The sequence below is a fragment of the Paraburkholderia tropica genome (assembly GCF_914484835.1).
Classification (GTDB): Bacteria; Pseudomonadota; Gammaproteobacteria; order Burkholderiales; family Burkholderiaceae; genus Paraburkholderia; species Paraburkholderia tropica_A.
Map to the genome: position 1 here is coordinate 164,624 of NZ_CAJZAR010000062.1, position 23,330 is coordinate 187,953.

A 23,330-nucleotide genomic window follows, 5' to 3' on the forward strand; every position below is an offset into this window, starting at 1 on the left:
TTCTGGTTTCCATCTTCAGGTTGAGAAAGCACGCGCGACGCGCCGACGCCGATTCATTCGGCAAGCGGCAAAGGTCGCGCGGCCGGGGGCGTTAATCGGCGGTGTGAATCTCGGGTGGTGCGAGCGGTGCGTTCTGCGCGCTTTGCGTGCCGTCGTTCGCGGCGGGCTGTGCGGGCGAGCGCACGGCGGCTGCGGTCAACGCGTCGGCGCTGTCCGTGTTCCCGGCGGCATTCGATGATAGGGAATCCGAATTAGTCGCGAACGCGGCAGCAGAAGGTGCTGGCGTTTTCCCTTGTGTCGCAGCAGGCTGCACATCGGCCAGTTCGCGCGCGGCGCTCGATGTGAGCGAGACGCGCGCGTCTTCGGCGCGATCGCCGCACGCGCTCAACGCGCTGACCGTCATGGCGCAGACGAACGTCACGGCGCACGCGCGCCGACTCGTTCGCGTCACGCGTGTCATGTGTGCGATATGCACGATATGCGCGACGTGCGCCATCAGCGCCTCGGGCAAGCTCAAACATTTGCGCGGCGCGCTCCGCCATAGCGGACGCACCGGCGCGAAATCGACCGTCATCGAAGTCTCCAACCAGAGAGAGGCACAACAACGGCTCGAGGAGCGGCCCGAGCGATGCGCTAACCGCGCGTAAGCAGCGGTAAGGCAACGCTGAAGCATAGCGAAGCTGCTTTTAATTTTTGTGACGAAACAGGCAATCCGCGCATTCACATCAGGCGCGTATACACGGCGCAAAACTTCGTCAGCAAGATGAAGGCTTGTTCGATGCAGTCTTTCATTTCGTAATCGTGCGGCACGCCGTTTGCTCGCCCATGCGCGAACAAGGACTCGCCATGGCCCATGACATGAAGTCGAACAAGCAGACGAAGCCTGCGAGGCGCGCGAAACAAGCTGTGCGTTTTCCGAAGCCGTCCGAACGCCAGGCAATCCTGATTGAACAGCGCCGCCTGAAAATGGCTCGCTCGCCGCACGCGTATGTGCGCGGCAATACTGCCCAGTATTACGAGTGGATTCTTGAAACCAATGGCAGCGCATTGCCCCACGGTCCGGCGATCTGGATCTGCGGCGATTGCCATACCGGCAATCTCGGGCCGGTCGCGAATCAGGACGGCAAGGTCGAAGTGCATATCCGCGATCTCGATCAGACCGTCATCGGCAATCCGGCGCACGACCTGATTCGACTCGGTCTCTCACTCGCGACGGCCGCGCGCGGTTCGTCGCTTTCCGGTCTGACGATCGTGCACATGATGGAAGCGCTCGCGGCCGGTTACGAAGCGGAGTTCGCGACAAAGCACAGGAATCCGAAACTTCCAGAACGACCTGAGCCGGTTCACCTTGCGATGAAGCTCGCTGTGCGCCGTTCGTGGAAACATCTCGCACAGGAACGCATTGAGGATCTCAAGCCGACGATTCCGCTCGGCAAGCGTTTCTGGCCGCTCACACGCGAGGAAAACAAGGCGATCGCCGAGATCTTCCGCGACGAAGCCATCGCGAGCCTGCCGACCGGACTGCGCGGGCGCAATGACGCGGGCGAAGTGGAAGTGCTCGACGCGGCATATTGGGTCAAGGGATGCAGTTCGCTCGGACGCCTGCGCTACGCCGTGCTGCTCGACGTCGATGGCGGCGTGATCGAGGGCGACGATCTCTGTCTCATGGATATCAAGGAAGGCGTGAAGGCGGCGGCGCCGCGCTATGAAGACGCGTCGATGCCGCGCGACAACGCCGAACGCGTCGTCGAAGGCGCGCGTCATCTTTCGCCGTTTCTCGGCGAGCGCATGCGTGCGGCGCGCATGCTCGATCGTGCGGTGGTGATTCGTGAATTGCTGCCGCAAGATCTCAAGCTCGAAATCGACGAACTCGACGAGAACGACGCGCGCGCGGTCGCGTTCTATCTCGCGACGGTCGTGGGCAAAGCGCACGCGCGGCAGATGGATCCGCCCTCGCGCCGCGCGTGGCTCGCGGAGCTGCGGCGCAATCGATCGAAAACGATCGACGCGCCGCTGTGGCTCTGGAACAGCGTCGTGCAACTCGCGAGCAGTCACGAAGCGGGCTATCTGGAGCATTGCCGCCGCTATGCGACGGGCGTGAGCTGAGGCGTGAGCGGCTGCCCGCGAGCCGGCGAAGCAATCGGCCAGGCTGTTAAACTGGCGCGGTTGTGTCGTTGGCGCCGCGCATCGTCGCTTGTCTTCGTGTGTCGCGCGCCGCGCACGTTTTCCGAAGCCCTTCCCGTTTTTTCGCATGCTCGATCCGTCCGCCGTCGTCCGCGCACTCGCTGCCAAAGGTATTGCCGCGGACGCCAGTCAGCGCCTCGCGATCGACGCATTGCAGGCCATGCTCAACCGCGACGGCGCGCGCGCCACGCAAGGTGTGTATTGTCACGGGCTGCCGGGACGCGGCAAAAGCCTCGTCGTCGATACGGTGTTCGCGCTCGCGAACTGCCCGAAGCGGCGCATCCATTTTCACGAGTTCACGCGCGAGGTGAATCGCCGGCTCGTGCAGGCGCCGCGTAGCGACGACCGTCTCGGCGACGTCTCGCGCGCGTGGCTTGAGGGCGTCGATTTGCTCTACTTCGACGAATTCCATGTTCACGATATCGCCGATGCCTTCCTGATCGGGCGCTTTCTCGAAACGGCGCTCGACCGCGGCACGCGCATCGTGCTGACCTCGAATTACAGCCCGGACAATCTGCTGCCCGATCCCGAGTTTCACGCGCGCTTCGAACCGACCATCGCGTTGATCGCGCGGCATTTCAAGGTGATCGCGTTCGACGGTGCGCGCGACTATCGTGAACTCGGCGCGGAGTCGGCGGAACCGCGCTACTTCGCGCCGCTCGACGGCACGCGCGAGACGTTGTGGTCGATCTATCGCGAATACGAGGCGCAAGGCGCCGTGCATCCGGCGACGATCGAAGTTGCCGGGCGGCCGCTTGCCGTCACCGCCGCCGGCAAGCAAATGGTGTGGGCCGATTTCGATGCGCTGTGCGGCACGCACCGTTCGCATCTCGACTACCTGGCCATCGCGGAGCGCTGGCAGGGCCTGATACTCGATGGCGTCGACACGGCGCAACTCAAGCGCGGCGACGTGCTGCAGCGTTTCGTCTGGCTCGTCGATATTCTTTACGATCGCAAGCACGCGCTGTTCATCGCATCCGACCGGCCGATTCGCGCTGCGCTCGACGGCCTCGACGGCGCACACGACGTGTCGCGCACGACGAGCCGTCTCGCCGAGATGCAATCGCGCGGCTATGTGAACAGTCTCGTGCATCGGCATATCGCTGCTTCGTCGTCGGCGGATCGGGAAACGATCGGCTGACGTCTCACGGATGCGCTGCGACTCTGCGCGCGCCGCAAGGATTTTTCATCTGTTGTACAGTCCGTCGAATCTCGACTCGATGTGGACAGACAGCACGATGACTTCCCCCTCCTCTTTTCACCCCGTTGCGCTCGAACACGCGAGCCGCCTGATCAATCACGGTCCGACGGTGCTCGTCACGAGTTCCGACGGCCAGCGTCGCAACATCATGGCCGCGGCGTGGTCGATGCCGGTCGAATTCACGCCGCCGCGTCTCGCCGTCGTCATCGACAAGAAGACGTTCACGCGCGAGCTCATTCACACGAGCGGCACCTTCGGTGTTTGCGTGCCGGGCTTTGCGGCGATGGATCTGACTTTTGCAGTCGGCAGCATCAGCGGACGCGACGCGGATAAGTTCGAGCACTTCGGCATCGACGCGGTGACTGGGCCGGTGCTCGGGTTGCCGTTGCTCGAGAAAGGCTGCGCGGCGTGGATGGAGTGCAGGCTGATTCCCGAGAAGCACACCGAGGATGCCTATGACACGTGCTTCTGCGAAGTGGTGTCGGCGGCGGCCGATCCGCGCGTGTTCAATAAGGGGCACTGGGTGTTCGACGATAGCAACACCGATCTGCATACGCTGCATCATCTGGGTGCCGGGAATTTTGCGCGCGCGAGCGGGATGGTTAAGGCGCGGGGGATTGAGGGTTAAAGGAAGGTTTTTAGTGGTGGGCGCGGGGTTTTCGACGGTTTGGGACCTCGCGCGGGATGTTTTTGATTTTGATAATTACCGAATACGTAGTGATTGATACGTATGGGCGTTTGCGTTGCTTTTGTGGGCTCAAACTGGAGCGAATGAGGGAGTTTTAGGGTCCGAAAGTCAGGCCATCCGTGGAACATTGGGGTTTGAGCCCTTGATTGATCGGCCGAATCGCTTGCTGGGCGGGGATTTTAGCGGTTTGTGCGATTTTTTTGGATTGTTTCACGGGGTGGGAGTTTGGAGGTGATTTGAGGGTGAGTTAGGCGGGTTTTTGCGCGCGTTGGGAGGGTTTGGTGGGTGTGGGTTGGCTTGGTTTTTGGGGATGATCTTGGCGTTATTTGACTGTTAGTTGCGTAAATGATGATTTGGCTGAAGAATGGGCTGGGGTGAGGTGTGTCTGTGTGCTGGGGGCTGAATGCAAGTCGTGGCTGGTTCAGGGGATGAGTCTCTTCGTGAGCGGCTGACTCGTATCATCGCGCCGGGCTGCCTCCTATTTCTTTTTCGATGTGCTGAAGGTCAGCGAACCCGCGCGAGCTACTGTGCAGCATATGCGCGGCACTTCATTGGCCGATCGACGAGCTCTGTGTCGAGTCGCGCGAACGGATTCACCTCTTGTGGATGGGCTGTGTTCGGGGGCGCTGGATCTGCAGGCCGGTGTGTTGGCGCTCCGGTATTCATCGGTTGGAGGATGCGAAGCCGCATCTTCTTCAATAGGCGGATAGACGTCTGACGCGGAGGTGCCCCACTCCGTACTGCTTGACTCGTGGTGCCGGTCACAGCCTTCAGCGTTCTGATGCAATGTCACCAGGCCGAAACCAAGCGAAAGCCGCCTCCTTACTGAGCACGCGGCCAGCCCCGAATTGAAGTCGTCCAGAGCCGACACAGGTGTGTCGAGTCGACACACCTGTGTGGGTTGCCGGTCGGGCATCGCTATACCTTAAATCTTGCAGTCACCGAGATCCCCATCACGGCGCAACTCCCCCGCTTGGACGGCAGGATTGCCTGTGTCGACTCGACACACAACGGTCCGCCGCACATGCTCGTCGGCTGCAGAATGCGTACTGCGGGTCGATCCTTGCCTACGACTGAGCGACTGAGCGACTGAGCGACTGAGCGACTGAGCGACTGAGCGACTGAGCGACTGAGCGACTGAGCGACTGTGACGACGCGTGGCGCGTTGGCCGAAGAGGCTTTGGCGGTCAGGGAACATTGTCAGTGTGTCGAGTCGACACAGAACGTGGGACCGGAGGAAATTGCAGCGCCGATCAAACGAATGGCCGTTGAGTGACGCATAGGTCCCCGCGTCGGGCTGTCCGAGGTATGGCCGCGTAACGCGCTCGATATGTGTGTGTCGACTCGACACACATCATCGTCGCAAAATGATGGGGAGCTACCGCTCACTGACTTGGGATCAGGTCACGAGATTTTCGGCCCTCATCTGCTTTAATCGCAGGGCTCAATCCGGCCAACTTCTAGCCGTGCAGCGATCTGTGTCGAGTCGACACACTCCGAGTCTTAGCTCATCCGCCGTCGCCAATTTGTGATTGCTGAGCCACCGAGTGTCGACTCGACACAGATTTGGCTGCCGCTCCAGTCAGAGCAACCTTCAGTCGGCACCAGCTACTCCCCAGTCAACGAGCAGCCGATTCAGTCGCCGGATCGCCGCGCTCGAGCTTGAGCGTCGAAGTTCTTGGCGAACATCCTGTGTCGACTTGACACACAATCAGCCGAGATCAATTGCATCAGAGTTTGACCCAGTTCTCGTCGCGGCCCCCCCGAAAATACATCAGCAGGACGCAGCGCACATTGCAATGGCGATGGCGTTCGAAGTCATCGCGCTGTGTCGAGTCGACACAGCCGCGGAGCGTCGTCGACAGCAGCGCAGCCTCACCATCACCACACTCATATGATCAACGTAGCGCCAGGCCCTTGCGCTCCCCGACGTGTGTCGAGTCGACACAAGTCACCGCAGCGCGGCTGCAGATAGCCGCTCCCGACGTTCAGTGCGCGGTGATGTGCCGACTGCTCATCATGTGTCGACTCGACACATAGTCAAATGGCAAAGCCGTACTGCAAACGTCACGCGCAAGTACCTGAACAACACACTCCGTATCGTCAAGAATGCATGCGCTAATCGTGTGTCGACTCGACACACTAAAGAACATCACCGACCCCGCGTCATCAATCGTCGGCCATTGGCACGAGTAAGCCTGTTCCAGACAACTCCGCGATCCGCCAAATCCCGCCACTCTCCCACTCTGTGTCGAGTCGACACAGCCCCACCCCGAAAAACTAACTCAGCCACATCGCCCCACGTCCTCAGCAAAACATTCGGCGCAGGCCTACCCGTGCGTCGACTCGACACACACTTCGCTCCACAGATTCAACCCGGGCACGCCCGTCAACATCCATCACCACTCTCCAGTACACGTCTACCCTGCTGTGTCGACTCGACACACGCCCCGCCCCGCCCCGAAAACTAACCCAGTCATATCCGCCTACGTCCTCAGCAAAACATTCGCCCTCGGCCTAACTGTGTGTCGACTCGACACACAGTTCGCTCCGAAGATTTCCCCCCCGGCACGCCCTTCGACATCCATCACCTATTCCCGGCACACGTCTACCCTGCTGTGCGGACCCGACACATGCGCGGTCCCGAAAACCAATCCGATCACGCTTACCGCACCTCATCGCTAACCTCGCGGAGCACACGTCCCTCGCTGTGTCGACTCGACACACACTCCGGTCCGAACGACCAACCCCACGAAATCAATCAACACCTCAATAGACCTCTCCTTATGCGCCGAACCTCTTGTGTCGACTCGACACACAAGTGGCTCCGAAAAATCTCCACTTCTCGCCCCCCCATCCCTCCCACGACACACAACGTGTCGACTCGACACACCTCAACACTCCCCACGACACCAATAAAAAAAGCCCGCATCAGCGGGCTTTAAATCTCAGCAAACGTCCTACAAACCGGTCATCACCCTGGCTTCACGTTGAACAGTTGGCTAATGAGTTCTCGAATCTGGGTCTCCTGCGCGTCGGAAAGCACGCCGGTTTTCAGCTTCACGGTGAAGCTATTCGTATCCTTCGTGATGCTGCCCGCGTGACTCTTCCCCGAGAAAATCTTCTCGATGCTGCGTTCCGACACGCTGCGCTCATCCACGGTCCGGTTCGACTGCGCGCCGATCGCCGCCGCGAGTTTGCCCTGATCCAGCGTCCCCGCTACCACCGCCGGCCACAACTCACGTGCCGACGCGAGCCCCGCCGCGCCATGCTTCTTGATCGCCGACACGATTTCATCCGCGGCCGAACCACCCAGCAAACGCGGGTTCAAATCGAGATCGAGTCGCACAAAATCCGGCAGGCTTTCGAACGCGAGGAATCGATACAGGCCCTTGCGCGACATACCCAGCGCCTCGGCCATGCGCGTGCGCGTCGGAAATTCGTGTTCAGCGCGACGCAGCGACTGCGCAATCTCATAGTCCGTCAGATCTTCGCGGCCGACGTTTTCCACCAGCGCGAGCACCGCCATGTCCTGATCCGAGCAATCGATCACCGATGCGCGGATCTCTTCCTCGTGCAGCAACACGTGCGCGCGCAGACGTCGCTCGCCCGCGATCAGCTGATAGCCGCTATCCGCGCGACGCACGACAACCGGCTCGATCAGCCCGACTTCGCGAATCGATTCGGCCAGCGAAGCCAGCCCTTCGTCGCTGAAAATCTTGCGCGGCTGCCACGGGTTCGGCTGGATCGCATTCACCGGCAGCATGAGCTTGTCGCTCTTGGTTTCGAGTTCCTGAATGCGCTGCTGCGCGACCGCGAGCGCGCCCAGCATGCCGGGGCCGGTCTTGAATGCGCTGCTACGGCGCGGCTCGGGCGGCGGTGCCGCGGGACGCTCGGTCGTCTGACGTTCTGCGGTCGAGCCGAGCTCGGCAGTCTTCGCCGCCATCTTGTCGCGGAATGAACTCACTTGCCGGCCCTCCATTGTTCAACGTAAAGATCGTCGATCCATCGCACGTAATCGGTGAGCGGCTGGCGCACGCGCGCCACCGTCTTGTCGGCCAGATCGCCTTTGCTGATGTCGAAAACCGTTGCCATGGCCAACGCGCCGTTGCTCATCGCCGAACTCGCCGGCACTTCGATCGCGCTCAGCCAATCCTTATAGGTGCGCTGCACCCACGAGCGCACGACCGGCGCCGACGACGTCTTGCCGTAATCCACCTTCGACAGCAGCACCGAGACAAAGTCGTAAGTCTTTTCGTCGCCGCGCTCCATGATCGTGTGCGCGAGATCGGAGAAGAGACTCCAGAACGACACCGAGCTAATGAAGTCGAGGCTTTCGGGGACCAGCGGCATGACCATCGCGTCGGCGGCCATCAGCGCGTTGATCGTCAGATATGACAGCGACGGCGCCGTATCGAGAATGATGTAGTCGTAATGCTGACGGAGCGTCTCCACGCCCTGACGCAGCAAGTCCCAGAACTTGAAGCCGGGGTTCTTGATCACGGTGCCCGGAATATGAAATTCCGCCGAGAACAGCGTCGGGTGTGCCGGAATGACATCGAGGCCATCCCAATAAGTCGGCTGCACGAAGTTGAGCAGACCGCCTTCCATGTGCGGATCGTAGATGTACGGCAGCACCGTGCTGTCTTCCGTGACTTCCTTTTCCGCGTAAAGTCCGCACAGTTCCGTGAGCGACGCTTGCGGGTCGAGGTCGATCAGCAGCACGCGACGGCCGCGCAACGTCAGACCTTGCGCGAGGCACATCGTCGTCGTGGTCTTGGTCGAGCCGCCCTTGAAGTTGGCGACGAGCAGCACCTTGCCGTCCGCGTCGCGCACGCCGGTGTGCAGCGGCGTCTGATAAATATCCGAAACCTGCTGGACCCAGGTGCGCGCGTCGGGCAAAGTAAACACGCGGCTGCGGCCCGAACCTTGCGCCTCACCCTGCGGCAATCCCTCACGCGTGGCCAACAGGTTATTCAGTTTGATCCGGTCGATGCCGCACATCTCGGCAACCTGCGCCGACGTGAATGTGGGCGCGGCCTTGCGCGGCTTCGGCGCCAGCATCATTTCTCGAAGCTCTTCTGACAGGTGACCGGCTTCCTCCGCGAATTGCGTAACCGTCGACAGGTCGACGCGCCGATCAATTGATGGGAATTCGATAGTCTTTGCCATTAATACGCTTTTTATCGGAATTTGGATAAAGCGTAGAATACAGGAAAAGCGTTTCAGAACACACTGATTGAGCCCAGTATTTTAAAAAATCGACCTTTTTATTCGTCTTTTAACGGCTTCCTGGGCTTAGGTTAAGGCTCAGACCTTCACGGAGCGGCCAAGCCCGCCAAGGGGCGTTTAAAGCGGTTTGCGCCTGCCTGCTTAAAAATTAAGCAAATCATCAGTTGAATGTCAGGTCATGGGGCACTCTGCCATTCAATGCTGTCCTATTTTCTCGTGTTTATCTGACATACCTTTCGCGTCCGCGCGCAGAGGTCACGATTTTTGTGCGCTTTTCTTGAATCGCAGATTCAAGATGCCGCACCGCGATTCCGCGGTAACGGATTTTGTGTCGCCCATCCGATCAGGCCATCCCAGACTGCGGATCTCGCACAAATTCCGTTACCTTCGATCCTCATAGCTTCAGCGGCATAGCGCCTCGCCGCCCCTCCGCGGCCGCAGCGCACAAAAAACGTGACCTCCCGCGTGCGATTCCGCCGAAACGCATTTCTGCAGAGTCGCAAACACGGATCTCTACCATGGGGGATCTACGCGCCGCCGAACAAGTGCACAAAAACCGTTACCGGGACACCCTTCGACTGGACTTCACGGTTACGCGAAACGCCAATCCATCCATCCAGAAGCGCTGCACATTAAACGTTACCCTCCGGGCACCTCGCCTCCCGCGGCTGTTCGCACAAAAAACGTGACCTTCGCGGTCATCTCACTCGTACGCACAAAAATCGTTACCTGGCACCCCGTCTGATGACGGCTTCCCAGTGCCCGACATGCCAAAAAATCGTCTCGCACAAAAAACGTCACCTCGCAACAACGAGATCGCACACAAAACGTTGCCTCTTAGCTCCTCTTGATCCGCGAGCTTTCGCCTTTGGTTCGCCGATTCATCGCACAGAGCGCCCGTCTCTCCTTCCAAACGCCCGAAAAATCTGCCCATTACCCAGAAATTCGCCTCCGTATTGCAAGGCAATCGGCGTCGAATTTCGCGCGAAGCGTCTTTTGCAATACGGGGTTGGTTTGTTTACTTAAAAAAAGAAAACCCACAAACCCACTAACAGCGCCCATCGAATCCTTGGCAATCAAGTACTTGCTCTCGAAAAGCACCGGTCTCTGTGCAAGAGGCAGCGATTTATGTGCAATGGGTTGCCGTTTTTTGTGCTGGCGATGTCGCGTTCTATGTGCAGTAAGGTACGGTTTTTGTGCCGGACCCCAATCAGCACCCCGCATCGGGTAACGTTTATTGTGTTGACTTGTATTTGAGGAGTGATAGAGTCGCGCCCAATATCGACGGAGAGCACACGAATGTCGGAGGACATCGGTCGAAGGACGACGACCCAGCAGATGTCGCTGGGGCTGTTTGAGGAAATGTCCGGGCAGCCCATCAGCGAGAGCACGAGGGAAATCGGCTTTCAGCGCAATAACGTTTTTGTGGCGATCAACGGGCTAGGCCTGTCGTCGCGGCGTTTCATCGACGCCGCGTATTTCATCGCGGCCCAGGAACCGATCGCGCACGAGACCTACGACGTCGACCTGAACTACTTCAAGTGGCTCATGCGTTACGAGAGCCGCAACGTGCGCCACCTGCAGAGCGTGATCAAGGAGGCGCAGCGCGTGCTGATCGAGGTGACCGACACGCCGCCCGACCGCGCCCCCACCGAGGACGATCAGTGGGTGTCCGAGCAGCTCATGGGCAGCGTCAAGATCGGCAAGGGGCGCATCCAGTTCCGCATTCCGCCGCTGATGCTGCGTCACATCACCGGGCCGGAGAAGCATCACTGGCTGAACCTGTGCATCACGGCGGCGTTTTCGCAGACTTTCGCGCGCGCGATCTACGACTACATCCAGCCCTTCGTGAGCGCGGGCCTCACCGACTGGATCGAACTCGACGTCATGCGGCGCTGGCCGGGCAAGCTCGGCACGAGCGCGTCGGAGTTCAAGCACTTCCGGCCGAAGTACCTCGATCCCGCCGTCAAGCAGATCAACGAGCTTTCCGACCTCGACATCAGCTACGAAACGCGCGCGGACGGCGAGAGCTCGCGCAAGATCAACAAGATCCGCTTCCGCCTGAAGCGCAAGGACACCGTCGCCGCGATGCTCACGCGGCAGCCGAATGCGCACGATCTGTTGCTTACGCTCAAGGAGGAGTTCGGGCTGAGCAACAAGCAGTTCGATGTGATCGCCGAGCATCGCATGAGCTGGACCGACGAGCGCATTCAGCAGGCGATCGAGTACACGCGTTTCCGTCTGAACCAGGGCAAGGTCACCAAGAGTCCGGCCGGTTATCTGATGAAGGCGCTCAGCCACAACTGGCAGGTGTCCGAGGCCGAACGCAAGATGGTCGCGATCCAGACCGAGCTTGCCACCGCCGAAACGGTCAAGGAGGCGGCGAAGGAAGCCGCGAAGGCCGAGGCGGGCGCCGCCGTGAAACAGAGCATCGCCACGCGCGACGAAGAGGCGCGCACGCGCCGCAACGACGAGGTGCAGCGCGGCCGCGAGCACTTCGAATCGGCCGACGAGAAGACCCGCAAGGAGCTCGTGCGCCTCTATATCGCTTCGCAGGCGGGCAAGCTGATGCTGCGTCGTCTGAAGCTCGAGGCTGGCGCGCTGTCCGACGCGAACATCCTCAATCACTCGGATTTGTCGTGGTATTTCGGCCAGTTCGTGTACGGCAAGCTCAAGCAGAGCGCGGCGTAAAGGTGTGAACGCACACGTTGCGACGGCCCGAAATCGTCGATTTCGGGCTGAATTGCCTATTGCGTGCACGCGCCGGGACGGACTGTCTCGCTAGACGTGAATTAGTTGCAAAATCAGGCGTTTAGTCGAATTGTCCCAACGCGTGTTCACAGAGTTTTCAACAAAATCTGTGGATAAGTTAGACATGATCCTGCGCGGTCATTCACATCGTCGTCGAAACTGTCAAGCGCAATTCCATCGCCCGCGATTCAATCGGATTCCTGATTAATTGCGCTGCCTCACACCGCTGCCGCGACGGGCATTGCGGTCGTCATCGCCGCGTTCGCGAGCACACCCAGCATCGTTCCCCGGCATAGCGAGGTCCCGCATCGGCATGCGTATTGGCGCTGCGCCTCGTCGGCCTCGCATTGCTCGATCACCAGCGCATAGTCGATGAACAGCTCCTCGCCGGGCGCGATGTCGCGGACAGCTTCGATAAAGACGCGTCCATCGTCCTCGATCGCCTCGCAATTCGCGGCGCACGCGTGATTGAGCCAGCGTGCGCCGTTGCCGCCGCGGCCGCCGTCGATCACGCGTCCATCGGAGAGCCCGAACAGAAACGTGTGGCCCGTATCGTCGCGGCGCGCGTTCCAGCGCGTGGCCTCGCGCCACGTCGTCACCTTGCCCTTGTATTCGAAGATGCGCTCGCCGGCCCGCAGCGGACGCAGCGCGAAGACGCCTTTGCCATGCACCGGCGATTGCCGGACGGTCATACGTTTCATAGTCGCCGCCGTGAGGATGAGGGGATGGGCGTGTCGAGTATAAGTCGAGAAAATGACGGCGAATCAATGATGCGCGTGGCGCGAGAAAATGGCGGACCGAGAGGGCGCGAGGTCACCCTTCTGGTGCAGCGCGTGGGCGTAAAACGGCCGATGCAGCGGACGCAGCCGATGCGTTGAATGCGGCATGCGGCCTATGCGCCCGTCTTCAGCGTGAGCAGGTTGGCGTCGCGCGCGAGCACCCAGCCGCCCGCCTCGCGCCGATAGATCGACAGCACGTTGCCTGTGCGGCGCATGGCGTCGCCGCCGGCGCGCGGGATCACGCGCACATCGAGTTCGCTCCAGCAGTACGCGAGGTCGCCCGATATCGCGAGTTCCCGCACCTCGCCCGACGACTCGATGCGATGCGTGACGAGCAGGGCCGCGAGCGCATCGGCGAAGGCCTGACGCCCGCGCATGGGCGGCTGCCCGGCCACGAGGAACACGACGTCCCCGGCGATCAGCCCGAGCAGCGTGTCGATGTCGCCAGCGGCCGTTGCGGCGTGCCAGCGCGCGATCAGATCGCGAATCAGCGTGTCGTCGTTCATCTCAACTCTCCTGGGTCCATTGACGGTGCGCGGCGGCGCGGAACGCGACCGGCGTGAGGCCCGTCTGCTTGCGGAAATAGCGGCTGAAATAGGCGCTGTCCTCGAAGCCCATCGCGTGCGCGATCTGCTTGACGCTCAGCGCCGAATAGACGAGGTCGCGCTGCGCCTCGCGAATCAGGTGCTCGTTGACCACCTCAGTGGGCGACTGCGCGAGCGCCTCGCGGCAGATGCGCGCGAGCTGCGCGGGCGCGACGCCCAGACGCTGCGCGTAGAACGCCACGGGCCGATGCTCGCGCCCATGCGCCGCCACGAGCTCGCGAAAGCGCCGCAGCAGCTCCGCGCGCCGGTCGCCCGCTGCGGCGGCGGGCGACGCAGCGAGGTCGCTCAAACGCGCGACATGGACGAATAGCGCCGCCATCAGCGCCATGCCCGCGGCGGCGTGGCCGCGGCCGCCGCTGCGGTATTCCTGTTCGAGCAAGGCGAACAGCGGCGTGAGCATGCCGACGCTCGGATCGGTCCCGCGCACCGGAATCACGGCGGCCCGCGCGAAGATCGCGGCGATGCCAGGCGCGGTGACGTCCATGAGCGCTTCGAGCGGACGCTGCGCCGCCGTGATCACGAGTCCGTCGATCTGCGGCGTGAACGCGAACGCATGCACCGTTTGCGCGGGCAGCACGACTAGGCAGGGCGGTTCGAACGCGTGCCTGATGCCGTCGATGACGACGTGGCCGCCGCCGCCGCGTATGTACAGCAATTGCAGCAGCGCGTCGTGCCGATGCGCCGCGATCTGCCAGTCGTTCGGGCGGCTGCGCTCGGGAATCCATTCGAAGTTGAACGCGCCATAGCCCGGCGGTCGCGCCGACTCGCCGTACAGGTCGTAGTTAGGGATTCTCCGCATGCCGTCTTGCCTCCTGTGTACAAATTGTCCTGCTCATCGACACGTTTGTCCACTTCGCGCGTGAACCTCGCCTCTATACTTTTTCGCACATCCAGGCCGCAAGACGAAGGCCTCGGCAAGCAAACTCGTCAATTCGATAAGGATTCCAGATGAATGATGAAGGGCGGAAAAACACGCAGACGGATTGGCTGCAACTCGATGATCAGGTCTGCGTGATAACGGGCGCAGCGGGCGGCATCGGCGCAGCGATTGCGCAGACTTTCGCGGCCTCGGGCGCGCGTGTCGTCCTGCTCGATCGCGACATCGACAAGGCGCAGATTCTGGCGGCGCAATTGCAGGAACAGACGAAAAAACAGGCCATCGCCATCGGCTGCGATATCGGCGACGCGGCGAGCGTCGCGGACGCCGCCGCGCGCGTGGAGCGCGAATTCGGCGCGGCGCACGTGCTGGTCAACAACGCGGGACTGCTGCGCCCGGGCGGCATCGAATCGCTGTCGCTCGACGACTGGAACGCGATGCTGCGCGTGAATCTCACGGGCTACCTGCTGTGTTCGCAGGCGTTCGGCAAGCCGATGCTCGCGCGCGGCTCGGGCGCGCTCGTGCATGTCGCGTCGATCGCGGCGCGTTATCCGCAAACGCATAGCGGCGCGTACAGCGCGAGCAAGGCCGCCGTCGCGATGCTCGCGCGCCAGCTCGCGGCCGAGTGGGGTCCGCGTGGCGTGCGCAGCAATACCGTGTGTCCCGGCATGATCCGCACGCCGCTTTCCGCGTCCTTTTACATGCAGGGCGACATCGAGGCGCGGCGCAGCGCGATGACCGCGAGCCGGCGTATCGGCGAGCCGCAGGACATCGCCGACGTGGTGGCGTTCCTCGCGAGCGCGCGCGCCGCGTACGTGAACGGCGCGGAACTCGTGGTGGACGGCGGTCTCGACGCGATGCTGATGGATCTCGTGCCGCGCCCCGGCTACGAAGGCGCGGCGACACGCTAACGCGCGCATGGCGATCGACATGAAGGAGACAAGCATGAAGCAGCGACACCATTCAAACCCGCCGCCGATTCCCGCGACCTGCGATGTGCTCGTGATCGGCGCGGGCGCAGGCGGACTCTCGACGGCCATCACCGCGCGCAAGGCGGGACTCGACGTCGTGGTCGTGGAAAAGGCCGACGTCTTCGGCGGCACGACGGCCTATTCCGGCGGCGTGTTGTGGATTCCGGGCAACCGTCACGGCATGCAGCAGGACGCGCATGAAAAGCCCGACACACGCGATGCCGCGCGTACCTATCTGCGTGGCGAACTCGGCGCGTTCTACGACGAAGAAGCGATCGACGCCTTCCTCGAACACGGTCCGCGCATGCTCGATTTTTTCGAGCGCGAAACCGACGTGCAGTTCGTGCCGACGCTCTATCCCGACTATCACCCGCATGTGCCGGGCGGCGTCGATGTCGGCCGTTCGGTGGTCGCCGCGCCGTTCGACGCGAGCCGGCTCGGCGCCGATCTCGCGCGTCTGCGGCCGCCGCTCCAGAGCATCACCTTCATCGGCATGATGTTCAATTCGTCCAATGCCGACCTCAAGCATTTCTTCAACGCCACGCGTTCGCTGGCATCGGCGTGGTACGTGGCGAAGCGTCTGGCCTCGCATCTGAAGGAGCTTGCGATTCACGGACGCGGCGTGCAGGTGACGAGCGGCAATGCGCTGGCCGCGCGCCTCGCGAAGTCGGCGCTCGATCTGCACATTCCGATTCTCACGGGTACGGCGGCGCGCGATTTGATCGTCGATGCGGGCCGCGTGACGGGCGCGGTGGTCGAGCGTGCAGGCGTGCGCGAGCGCATCGCGGCACGCCGCGCCGTGGTGCTCGCGGGCGGCGGCTTCTCGCACGACGCCGTGCGCACCGCGCAGTCCTACGCGCATTTGCAACGCGGCGGCACGCACGCCTCGCCGGTCCCGGACGACAACACGGGCGACGGCGCGCGGCTGGCCGAGCGCGTGGGCGCACGGGTGACCGCGCGCTATCCGCAGCCCGCGGCCTGGATGCCGGTCTCGCGCGTGCCGCGCGGCAAAGGCCGCTTCGCCGTGTTCCCGCATCTGCTGGACCGCTACAAGCCGGGCATCATCGGCGTGACGCGTCGCGGCGCGCGCTTCACCAACGAGTCGAATTCGTATCACGACGTCGGCGCCGCCATGATCGAGGCATGCCGCGACGACGCGGACACCGCGATGTGGCTGATCTGCGATCACGCGACGATCCGCAAGTACGGCCTCGGCTACGCGAAGCCCGCGCCGGTGCCGCTCGGGCCGATGCTGCGCAACGGCTATCTCGCGAAGGGGCGCACGCTCGCCGAACTCGCGCGGCGCGCGGGCATCGACGCGCAAGGACTCGAAGCGACCGTGCGCCGCTACAACGAGCATGCCGCGCGCGGCGAAGATCCCGCGTTCGGGCGCGGCTCGACCTCGTTCAACCGCTATCTGGGCGATCCCGCGCAGCGCCCGAATCCGTGCGTCGCGCCCATCGGCGACGGCCCGTACTACGCGCTGAAGATCGTGATGGGCGACCTCGGCACCTTCGACGGCCTGCGCACGAGCGTGGAAGGCGCCGTGCTTGCCGACGACGGTCAGGCCATCGCGGGCCTCTACGCCGTGGGCAACGACCGCGCGAGCATCATGGGCGGCAACTATCCCGGCGCGGGCATCACGCTCGGCCCGATCATGACCTTCGGCTAACCTCACGGGCCGCCATCTCGCGGGACTCGACCACGCCGTCGAGACCGCAGCCGCATGAATCACCATCAGGCAGGAACCCTCATGAGCAAGCCGTTTATCGATCACCGCATCTACACGATCCGTCCGCGCGGCATGGCGGAATTCATCGACGTATTCGACCGCCTCGCCATGCCGATCCAGTTGAAGTATCTGGGCGCGCCCGCGGGTTTTTATATGAGCGACATTGGCGCGCTGAATCAGGTCGTGCATCTGTGGGCTTACGAGAGCATTGCCGATTACGATGCGCGCCGCACCGCGCGCGATGCCGATCCGCATTGGCCCGCGTATTTGCAGGCATCCGCGCATTTGATCGTCGCGCAGGAAAGCCGCATCATCCGGCGCGTGGAATTCAAAAGCCTCGCGAACGCAATGCGCTGATCCACGCGACGTGACCGGCATCGCATATGCATTGGTGCTGCATTCGAAAAGGTTTGATGCGCACTACCGCGTTTATCGCAAGCGCTTCGCGCATTAAGATTTGCCCGCGTCGTTCAGGCGATGAACGATGCTGGTCTCCAAACCGACTTGACCTCCGCTTGCGCAAAGCGGAGGTCTTTTTTTATCCAATTTATTTCGTGCCGCGCAATAACGCATTGCGATTTGCGTTTGAAAGAATTGAGCGAGTTTTGGTAATAATTCATTGCGTTCATGCAACGTTAACAAAGCTGATTCCGCTCTTATAATCCGCGGGCATTCGATTCGGCGCTTTCCCGATTCAAGGATTGCGTGGATGGGCAATCGAATAACGAAAGAGAGAAGAAATGCGAAAACGAAAGCTGCCGGCGGCGGTTCTCTTCGCAGGACTGCTCGCGGGCTCGACGGCGGCGCACGCCGATCAATGGGGCATTCAGTTCGCGGGCGGCGTTGCGGATCATGACGTGAAGAAAGCGGATCTCGGCATCGTGTGGGATCCGGGCTGGCATTGGTGGGAGATCGGCGGCTATCACTTTACCGTGGTGGGCGAAGGCCACGTGGCGTACTGGGACATGCAGGAAAGCCCGGCCTCGCACGCGAACATCTGGGAGTTCGGCTTTACGCCGGTCTTCCGTTTCGTGAAGAATTCCGGCTTTATCCGCCCGTTTATCGAAGCGGGCGTGGGCGTGCGGCTGCTTTCGCACGTCGACGAAACGCCGGACCGTAGCTTCTCGTCGTCGTTTCAGTTCGCGGATATGGTAGGCGTGGGCGCGATCTTCGGCGAGCACCAGAACTATCAGGCGGGCTTGCGCTTCCAGCATCTGTCGAACGCCGGGCTCAAGCATCCGAATCCCGGCATCAACTTCAGCCAGATCTACGTGCAGTACAACTTCTGACCGGCTCAGCCCAGTCCGCTATCTCACAGGCGCTTCGCCGCACGGTCGTTCGAACCGTTGCGCGATGCGCCTGTTTCATTTTTCCCTTCAGTTTGCGCGCCGGTTTCATGCACCGATTCAATGCGAGCACTGGACGCGCCGCTTCATTGCAACGTTTGGCATCAATCTATTGCGTAATTCGTTCTGTAAGCCGATTGTGTGGTTTGCCGCTTACAGCCATGCCGTGAAAAGCCGATGAAGAAAGGCCTTCGGAATCGCCACTGCGTCTCATAAAAAATCGAACTGTTAATTAATGCTTTCAGATAGCTTGTTAATTAACGGAATCGCAACGGTGTTTATTCTCCAAAAATGCGAACGCGTCACCGTTTGCCTCTATCATGAGTCGCGACGTTTTACCGCAGCCCAGCCATGAGGACAGAATGGATCTAGCCAAAATCCGCCGCGAAGCCTTCGCGATGCCCGTGCACAATCCCGCGTACCCGCGTCCGCCGTTCCGCTTCGTGAACCGCGAGTACTTCATCATTTCCTACGAGACCGACCCCGACGCGCTGCGTGCGATCGTGCCGGAGCCGCTCAAGCCGGAAAACAATCTCGTCCATTACGAATTCATCCGCATGCCCGATTCCTCGGGTTTCGGCGATTACACCGAAAGCGGCCAGGTCGTCTCGGTGCGCGACCCGCAAGGGCGTCTCGGCAACTACACGCATTCGATGTATCTCGACGACGAAGGTCCGATCGCGGGCGGCCGTGAAATCTGGGGCTTCCCGAAGAAACTCGCGCGCCCGGTGCTCGGCGTGGACGGCAACGACACGCTGCTCGGCACGCTCGACTACGGCACGCAGCGCATCGCGACCGGCACGATGGGCTACAAGCATCACGTGCTCAACAACGAAGACGAGCGCCGCAAGCTCGCCGACACGCCCAACTATCTGCTCAAGGTGATTCCGCACGTCGACGGCAGCGCGCGCATCTGCGAACTCGTGCGCTTCTATCTGCGCGACGTGACGGTGCATGGCGCATGGAGCGGCCCGGCCGCCATCGAACTGCATCCGCACGCGCTCGCGCCGGTCGCCGATCTGCCGGTGCGCCGCGTGGTGGGCGCGCGTCACGTGATCGCCGACCTCACGCTCGATATCGGCGAAGTGGCGTACGACTATCTCGCTGAGCCGGCCAGTCACGCCGATTCCGCCGCACCCACGCGCCAGACCGGCCTCGACGAACGCGAAGCCGAAGTGGCCTGATGCGCGACGCATCTTTTACATTTGTCTAAACAATTAAGGATTACTTATGTCGTTGAAGAACAAGGTTGCAGTCATCACGGGGGCCGCGAGCGGCATCGGCGAACATTGCGCGCGCACCTTCGCGAGCCAGGGCGCGGCGGTCGTGATTGCCGACCTCAACCTCGCGGCAGCGGGCAAGGTCGCCGACAGCATCGTGTCGGCCGGCGGCAAGGCGCTCGCCGTGGCGATGGACGTGACCAACGAAGAAGCGGTGAACGCGGGCATCGAGGAAGCCGTGAAGGTGTTCGGCGGCATCGACGTGCTGGTGTCGAACGCGGGCATCCAGATCATCAGCCCGGTCGAGGACTTCCCGTTCGCCGACTGGAAGAAGATGCTCGCGATCCATCTGGACGGCGCGTTTCTGACCACCAAGGCCGTGCTCAAGCACATGTACGGCAGCGGCAAGGGCGGCTCGATCGTCTATATGGGTTCGGTGCATTCGCACGAGGCGTCGAAGCTCAAGTCGGCCTACGTGACCGCGAAGCACGGCCTGCTCGGCCTCGCGCGCGTGGTGGCGAAGGAAGGCGGCCCGCGCGGCGTGCGCGCGAACGTGGTGTGCCCCGGCTTCGTGCGCACGCCGCTCGTCGACAAGCAGATTCCCGAGCAGGCGAAGGCGCTGGGCATCTCCGAAGATGAAGTGGTCAAGAACGTCATGCTCAAGGACACCGTCGACGGCGAATTCACCACGCTCGACGACGTGGCGAACACGGTGGCGTTCCTCGCCGGTTTCGAGTCGGCGGCGTTGACGGGGCAGTCGGTGCTCGTCACGCACGGCTGGTCGATGCACTAATTCACGCGAGGAGAACGTATGCGCAGCAGCACGAAAAACGACGCCATCGCACGCAAGGAGCGCAAGCCGATCGAGCTGCCGCGCTACGACGAAATCGCCCTTGTTTTACAGGGCGGCGGCGCGCTCGGCTCGTATCAGGCCGGGGTGTTCGAAGGGCTCGCCCAGGCGGGCGTGGAGCCGCACCGGATCGCGGGCGTGTCGATCGGCGCGCTCAACACGGCGATCATCGCGGGCAACGAACCGGCGAAACGCGTCGAAGCGTTGCGCGGATTCTGGGCGTCGATCTGCCATCCGCTCGACTGGTTCGGCAATCTCGGCGCGCTGGCGCTGCCGATGTTCGGCCATCAGGCGCTGTCGCGCCGCTGGGCCAGCATGTGGGCCGCGAGCCGCGCGCTCACCGAAGGCCAGCCGGGCTTCTTCGCGCCGCGCCTGCCGCTGCCGGTGGCGGGCTGGCACAAGGCGCCGCCCACGGCCGTGAGCTATTACGACACGGCCGCGCTCAAGGCCACGCTGCAACGTTTCGCCGATTTCGACCGCATCAACGACGGGCCGATCCGCGTCTCGGTCGGCGCGGTGAACGTGCGCAGCGGCAATCTCGTCTATTTCGACAACGCGAAGATGCGGCTCGAACCCGAGCATTTCATGGCGTCGGGCGCGCTGCCGCCGGGTTTTCCGGCCGTGGAGATCGACGGCGAATTCTACTGGGACGGCGGCCTCGTCTCGAACACGCCGCTGACCGAAGTGCTGCGCGAGGCCGATCACAAGGACACGCTGGTGTTTCAGGTCGATCTATGGAGCGCGAACGGCAACGTGCCCGCCGACTTTCTCGACGTGGCCGAACGCGCGAAGGACATTCAGTATTCGAGCCGCACGCGCGCGATCACGAACATGCTCGCCGACCGCCAGAAGCACGCACGCTTCATCAAGGAACTGCTCGAACACGTGCCGCCCGAAACGCGCCGCAGCGATCCGCTGTTCCGTCTCGCCGAACGCGTGGCCGACGGTTCGTCGATCAACGTGGTGCATCTGATCTACAAGAACAAACCGTATGAAGGCCACTACAAGGATTACGAGTTCAGCGTCGATACGATGGAGGAGCACTGGGCGAGCGGACTCGAGGATATCCGCGCGTCGTTCGCGCATCCAGACTGGTTCGCGGTGCCTAGCCGCGAACAGGGTTTTGTCACGCACGATATTCATCGCCGCGCGGGCGAGGTGCCGGAGTCGGATCGCGACGAACTGACGACCGGCGCGACCGGTCAGACCGAAACGCCGCGCGTGCCGGCCTGATCGCCAGGTCCTTCGATCGCCACGTGAATTACGCGGCGATCGATTCCGCGGATTTCACGGATTCCACGGATGCTGCGCGCGCGACGCGCAAACCCTGCTGCATATCGAAGCCCGACGGCTGCTGATAAACCCGCAAGCCGAACTCGGGCAGCACGGCGATCAGGTGATCGAACAGGTCGGCCTGAATCGCCTCGTAATCGCTCCACGTCGTGGTGTTGGTGAAGCAATAGAGTTCGAGCGGAATGCCGTCGGCGCCGCTCGCCAGTTGCCGCACCATGCAGGTCATCTCGTGGTGAATCTGCGGGTGGCGTTCGAGATACTGCTGCACGTAGGCGCGAAACGTGCCGAGATTGGTGAGCTGACGCCGGTTCGCCGAGCAGTCGCCCGCGCTGCCGAGCGCGCCGTTGAACTGCGTCAGCGCGTGGCGCTTGTCGTGCAGATAATCCGTGAGCAGCGTGAGACGTTCGAGCCGCGCGATTTCATCGGCGCCGAGAAAACGCACGCTGGTCGCGTCGAGCGCGAGCGCGCGCTTGATGCGCCGCCCGCCCGACTCCGTCATGCCGCGCCAGTTCTGGTAGCTCTCGGTGATGAGCTTCCAGGTGGGAATCGTGATGATGGTGTTGTCGAAGTTCGCGACCTTCACCGTGTTCAGCGTGATGTCGATGACGGTGCCGTCCGCGCCCGCGCTCGGCAGCGTGATCCAGTCGCCGATGCGCAGCATGTCGTTCGACGACAGCTGCACGCCCGCGACGAGCCCGAGCAGCGTGTCCTTGAAAATCAGCATGAGTACCGCCGACATCGCGCCGATACCCGAGAGCAGCAGGCCGATCTGCTTGCCGGTGGCGTCGCCGATCACGACCAGCGCCGCGGTGATGAACATCACGAGCTTGACGAGCTGCATCGCGCCCTTGAGCGAGAGGCGCGGCTGATCCTGGCGCGCCGTGCGATGGCTGAATTCGAGCGCGGAGAGCGTGGCGCTGATCGTCATCGTGACGAGGAAGACGATGAGCGCGAAGACGATCTTGTCGGCGAGTTGCAGCGCGTTGTCGGGCAGGCCCGGCACCATGCCGATCCCCAGCTTGATGACGACGAAGGGCGCCACGCGGCTGAGCCATTTGAAGGCGCCGAATTCGAACAGGGCGTCGTCGATGCGGGTGGTGGAGCGCCGCGCGAGACGCGCGACCACGCGAAACAGCAGGAAGTGAACGATGGCGGCCACAGTGAACGCGGCGGCCAGCAAGACGAGCGCGCCAACCAGCGGCGCAAACCAGATTTCATGCACGGTCATGGGGTAATGCAGGTTCCTTTTCAAGCGTTGAAACGAGCGCCGCGCGCGGCGCGTGCCCTGCGGGCAGGTCGTAGGGTACTTGAAAGGGACCGCGTGCGCGAGTCAGGGTTCCGCGCGCGTTTTCAGGGTCTGTACGAAAATAGCGCCCAACGAAACGCTCGATGAGGCACGCGTGCTGCGATTCATCCTTCTTCATGGTGTGCTGGGCTGGGGATTGACCTCCGCGCTGTTGTTTATCGGCGTGCAGTGGCTCACACGCAAGCCGTACGGCGCGCGGCAGTCGCTGACGACCGTCGCCAACTTCATGGCGGCGGGCGTCCTGGTGGGTTCGCTGATGTGGTGGTGGCGCGCGTGAAGTAGAGCGTGAGGGCGC

Annotated in this window: 18 protein-coding genes and 1 pseudogene; 12 read left to right on the top strand and 7 right to left on the bottom strand. The window is 62.3% G+C overall.

Translation table 11 applies throughout. The annotated features are described in order from the left end of the window. Positions 1-91: 91 nt before the first annotated feature. Positions 92-574, bottom strand: coding sequence for a hypothetical protein (locus tag LDO54_RS21785; protein ID WP_224012735.1), 483 nt, complete (start codon positions 572-574; stop codon positions 92-94). Positions 575-846: 272 nt separating this feature from the next. Between LDO54_RS21785 and LDO54_RS21790 the strand changes: the two genes are divergently transcribed. The 3 genes from LDO54_RS21790 to LDO54_RS21800 all read left to right on the top strand — a co-directional run bounded on the left by LDO54_RS21790 (position 847) and on the right by LDO54_RS21800 (position 4,013). Then, entirely contained in the window at positions 847-2,106 is a 1,260-nt protein-coding gene (locus tag LDO54_RS21790; RefSeq protein WP_436975640.1) for a DUF2252 family protein, read from the top strand. Positions 2,107-2,251: 145 nt separating this feature from the next. Beyond that, positions 2,252-3,325: a cell division protein ZapE gene (gene zapE / locus LDO54_RS21795; protein ID WP_224012736.1), complete on the top strand. Its 1,074-nt coding sequence runs from the start codon at positions 2,252-2,254 to the stop codon at positions 3,323-3,325. 97 nt (positions 3,326-3,422) lie between these two features. Next, the gene (locus LDO54_RS21800) at positions 3,423-4,013 is read left to right on the top strand and encodes a flavin reductase family protein (protein ID WP_224012737.1); all 591 of its coding nucleotides are present in this window, start codon (positions 3,423-3,425) and stop codon (positions 4,011-4,013) included. Between the two features lie 3,034 nt (positions 4,014-7,047). On the opposite strand, the gene LDO54_RS21805 is transcribed toward LDO54_RS21800, so the two are convergent. Next, positions 7,048-8,040, bottom strand: a complete 993-nt coding sequence (locus tag LDO54_RS21805; RefSeq protein WP_224012738.1) for a ParB/RepB/Spo0J family partition protein — start codon at positions 8,038-8,040, stop codon at positions 7,048-7,050. Continuing rightward, on the bottom strand, positions 8,037-9,245 hold the full coding sequence (locus LDO54_RS21810) for an AAA family ATPase (RefSeq protein ID WP_065061489.1): 1,209 nt from the start codon (positions 9,243-9,245) through the stop codon (positions 8,037-8,039). Before LDO54_RS21810 ends, LDO54_RS21805 begins: the two co-directional genes overlap by 4 nt. A gap of 1,359 nt (positions 9,246-10,604) precedes the next feature. Between LDO54_RS21810 and LDO54_RS21815 the strand changes: the two genes are divergently transcribed. Continuing rightward, positions 10,605-11,996 carry a replication initiation protein gene (locus tag LDO54_RS21815; protein ID WP_224012739.1) on the top strand — a complete coding sequence of 464 codons (1,392 nt, stop codon included), beginning with the start codon at positions 10,605-10,607 and terminating at the stop codon, positions 11,994-11,996. A gap of 278 nt (positions 11,997-12,274) precedes the next feature. Here the strand turns inward: LDO54_RS21815 and LDO54_RS21820 are convergent, their stop codons facing one another. From LDO54_RS21820 to LDO54_RS21830, 3 genes are all read right to left on the bottom strand, one after another. After that, entirely contained in the window at positions 12,275-12,757 is a 483-nt protein-coding gene (locus LDO54_RS21820) for an SET domain-containing protein (protein WP_224012740.1), read from the bottom strand. A 191-nt stretch (positions 12,758-12,948) separates the two neighbouring features. Beyond that, complete coding sequence (locus LDO54_RS21825) at positions 12,949-13,341, bottom strand: YybH family protein (RefSeq protein WP_224012741.1); 393 nt, start codon at positions 13,339-13,341, stop codon at positions 12,949-12,951. A gap of 1 nt (position 13,342) precedes the next feature. Further along, entirely contained in the window at positions 13,343-14,239 is an 897-nt protein-coding gene (locus LDO54_RS21830) for a helix-turn-helix domain-containing protein (protein ID WP_224012742.1), read from the bottom strand. Positions 14,240-14,388: 149 nt separating this feature from the next. Here LDO54_RS21830 and LDO54_RS21835 point away from each other — a divergent pair, with 149 nt between their 5' ends. The 7 genes and pseudogenes from LDO54_RS21835 (at position 14,389) to LDO54_RS21865 (ending at position 21,669) form a co-directional block, all read left to right on the top strand. Next, the gene (locus LDO54_RS21835) at positions 14,389-15,228 is read left to right on the top strand and encodes an SDR family NAD(P)-dependent oxidoreductase (RefSeq protein WP_224012743.1); all 840 of its coding nucleotides are present in this window, start codon (positions 14,389-14,391) and stop codon (positions 15,226-15,228) included. A gap of 34 nt (positions 15,229-15,262) precedes the next feature. Beyond that, positions 15,263-17,018: pseudogene (locus LDO54_RS21840) on the top strand (FAD-dependent oxidoreductase). Between the two features lie 23 nt (positions 17,019-17,041). Further along, positions 17,042-17,377 (top strand): NIPSNAP family protein, encoded by a 336-nt coding sequence (locus LDO54_RS21845; protein ID WP_224012744.1) that lies wholly within the window; start codon positions 17,042-17,044, stop codon positions 17,375-17,377. Positions 17,378-17,760: 383 nt separating this feature from the next. After that, positions 17,761-18,309 carry an acyloxyacyl hydrolase gene (locus LDO54_RS21850; RefSeq protein WP_224012745.1) on the top strand — a complete coding sequence of 183 codons (549 nt, stop codon included), beginning with the start codon at positions 17,761-17,763 and terminating at the stop codon, positions 18,307-18,309. A gap of 419 nt (positions 18,310-18,728) precedes the next feature. Beyond that, positions 18,729-19,550, top strand: a complete 822-nt coding sequence (locus LDO54_RS21855; protein WP_224012746.1) for an acetoacetate decarboxylase — start codon at positions 18,729-18,731, stop codon at positions 19,548-19,550. Positions 19,551-19,596: 46 nt separating this feature from the next. Next, positions 19,597-20,379, top strand: a complete 783-nt coding sequence (locus LDO54_RS21860; protein WP_224012747.1) for a 3-hydroxybutyrate dehydrogenase — start codon at positions 19,597-19,599, stop codon at positions 20,377-20,379. Between the two features lie 18 nt (positions 20,380-20,397). Then, positions 20,398-21,669 carry a DUF3734 domain-containing protein gene (locus LDO54_RS21865; RefSeq protein WP_224012748.1) on the top strand — a complete coding sequence of 424 codons (1,272 nt, stop codon included), beginning with the start codon at positions 20,398-20,400 and terminating at the stop codon, positions 21,667-21,669. 28 nt (positions 21,670-21,697) lie between these two features. Here the strand turns inward: LDO54_RS21865 and LDO54_RS21870 are convergent, their stop codons facing one another. Then, a complete protein-coding gene (locus tag LDO54_RS21870; protein WP_224012749.1) occupies positions 21,698-22,957 on the bottom strand; it encodes a mechanosensitive ion channel family protein in 1,260 nt (419 codons plus the stop codon). A 172-nt stretch (positions 22,958-23,129) separates the two neighbouring features. On the opposite strand from LDO54_RS21870, the gene LDO54_RS21875 reads away from it, so the two are divergent. Further along, positions 23,130-23,312 carry a hypothetical protein gene (locus tag LDO54_RS21875; protein ID WP_224012750.1) on the top strand — a complete coding sequence of 61 codons (183 nt, stop codon included), beginning with the start codon at positions 23,130-23,132 and terminating at the stop codon, positions 23,310-23,312. Positions 23,313-23,330: the final 18 nt, after the last annotated feature.

Excerpts from the sequence above, each read along its gene's own strand:
- LDO54_RS21815 (WP_224012739.1), top strand. The coding sequence starts at position 10,605 with ATGTCGGAGGACATCGGTCGAAGGACGACGACCCAGCAGATGTCGCTG.
- LDO54_RS21810 (WP_065061489.1), bottom strand. The coding sequence starts at position 9,245 with ATGGCAAAGACTATCGAATTCCCATCAATTGATCGGCGCGTCGACCTG.
- LDO54_RS21860 (WP_224012747.1), top strand. The coding sequence starts at position 19,597 with ATGTCGTTGAAGAACAAGGTTGCAGTCATCACGGGGGCCGCGAGCGGC.
- LDO54_RS21800 (WP_224012737.1), top strand. The coding sequence starts at position 3,423 with ATGACTTCCCCCTCCTCTTTTCACCCCGTTGCGCTCGAACACGCGAGC.
- LDO54_RS21850 (WP_224012745.1), top strand. The coding sequence starts at position 17,761 with ATGCGAAAACGAAAGCTGCCGGCGGCGGTTCTCTTCGCAGGACTGCTC.
- LDO54_RS21820 (WP_224012740.1), bottom strand. The coding sequence starts at position 12,757 with ATGAAACGTATGACCGTCCGGCAATCGCCGGTGCATGGCAAAGGCGTC.
- LDO54_RS21830 (WP_224012742.1), bottom strand. The coding sequence starts at position 14,239 with ATGCGGAGAATCCCTAACTACGACCTGTACGGCGAGTCGGCGCGACCG.
- LDO54_RS21865 (WP_224012748.1), top strand. The coding sequence starts at position 20,398 with ATGCGCAGCAGCACGAAAAACGACGCCATCGCACGCAAGGAGCGCAAG.
- LDO54_RS21790 (WP_436975640.1), top strand. The coding sequence starts at position 847 with ATGGCCCATGACATGAAGTCGAACAAGCAGACGAAGCCTGCGAGGCGC.
- LDO54_RS21855 (WP_224012746.1), top strand. The coding sequence starts at position 18,729 with ATGGATCTAGCCAAAATCCGCCGCGAAGCCTTCGCGATGCCCGTGCAC.
- LDO54_RS21835 (WP_224012743.1), top strand. The coding sequence starts at position 14,389 with ATGAATGATGAAGGGCGGAAAAACACGCAGACGGATTGGCTGCAACTC.
- LDO54_RS21845 (WP_224012744.1), top strand. The coding sequence starts at position 17,042 with ATGAGCAAGCCGTTTATCGATCACCGCATCTACACGATCCGTCCGCGC.
- zapE (WP_224012736.1), top strand. The coding sequence starts at position 2,252 with ATGCTCGATCCGTCCGCCGTCGTCCGCGCACTCGCTGCCAAAGGTATT.
- LDO54_RS21825 (WP_224012741.1), bottom strand. The coding sequence starts at position 13,341 with ATGAACGACGACACGCTGATTCGCGATCTGATCGCGCGCTGGCACGCC.
- LDO54_RS21785 (WP_224012735.1), bottom strand. The coding sequence starts at position 574 with ATGACGGTCGATTTCGCGCCGGTGCGTCCGCTATGGCGGAGCGCGCCG.
- LDO54_RS21870 (WP_224012749.1), bottom strand. The coding sequence starts at position 22,957 with ATGACCGTGCATGAAATCTGGTTTGCGCCGCTGGTTGGCGCGCTCGTC.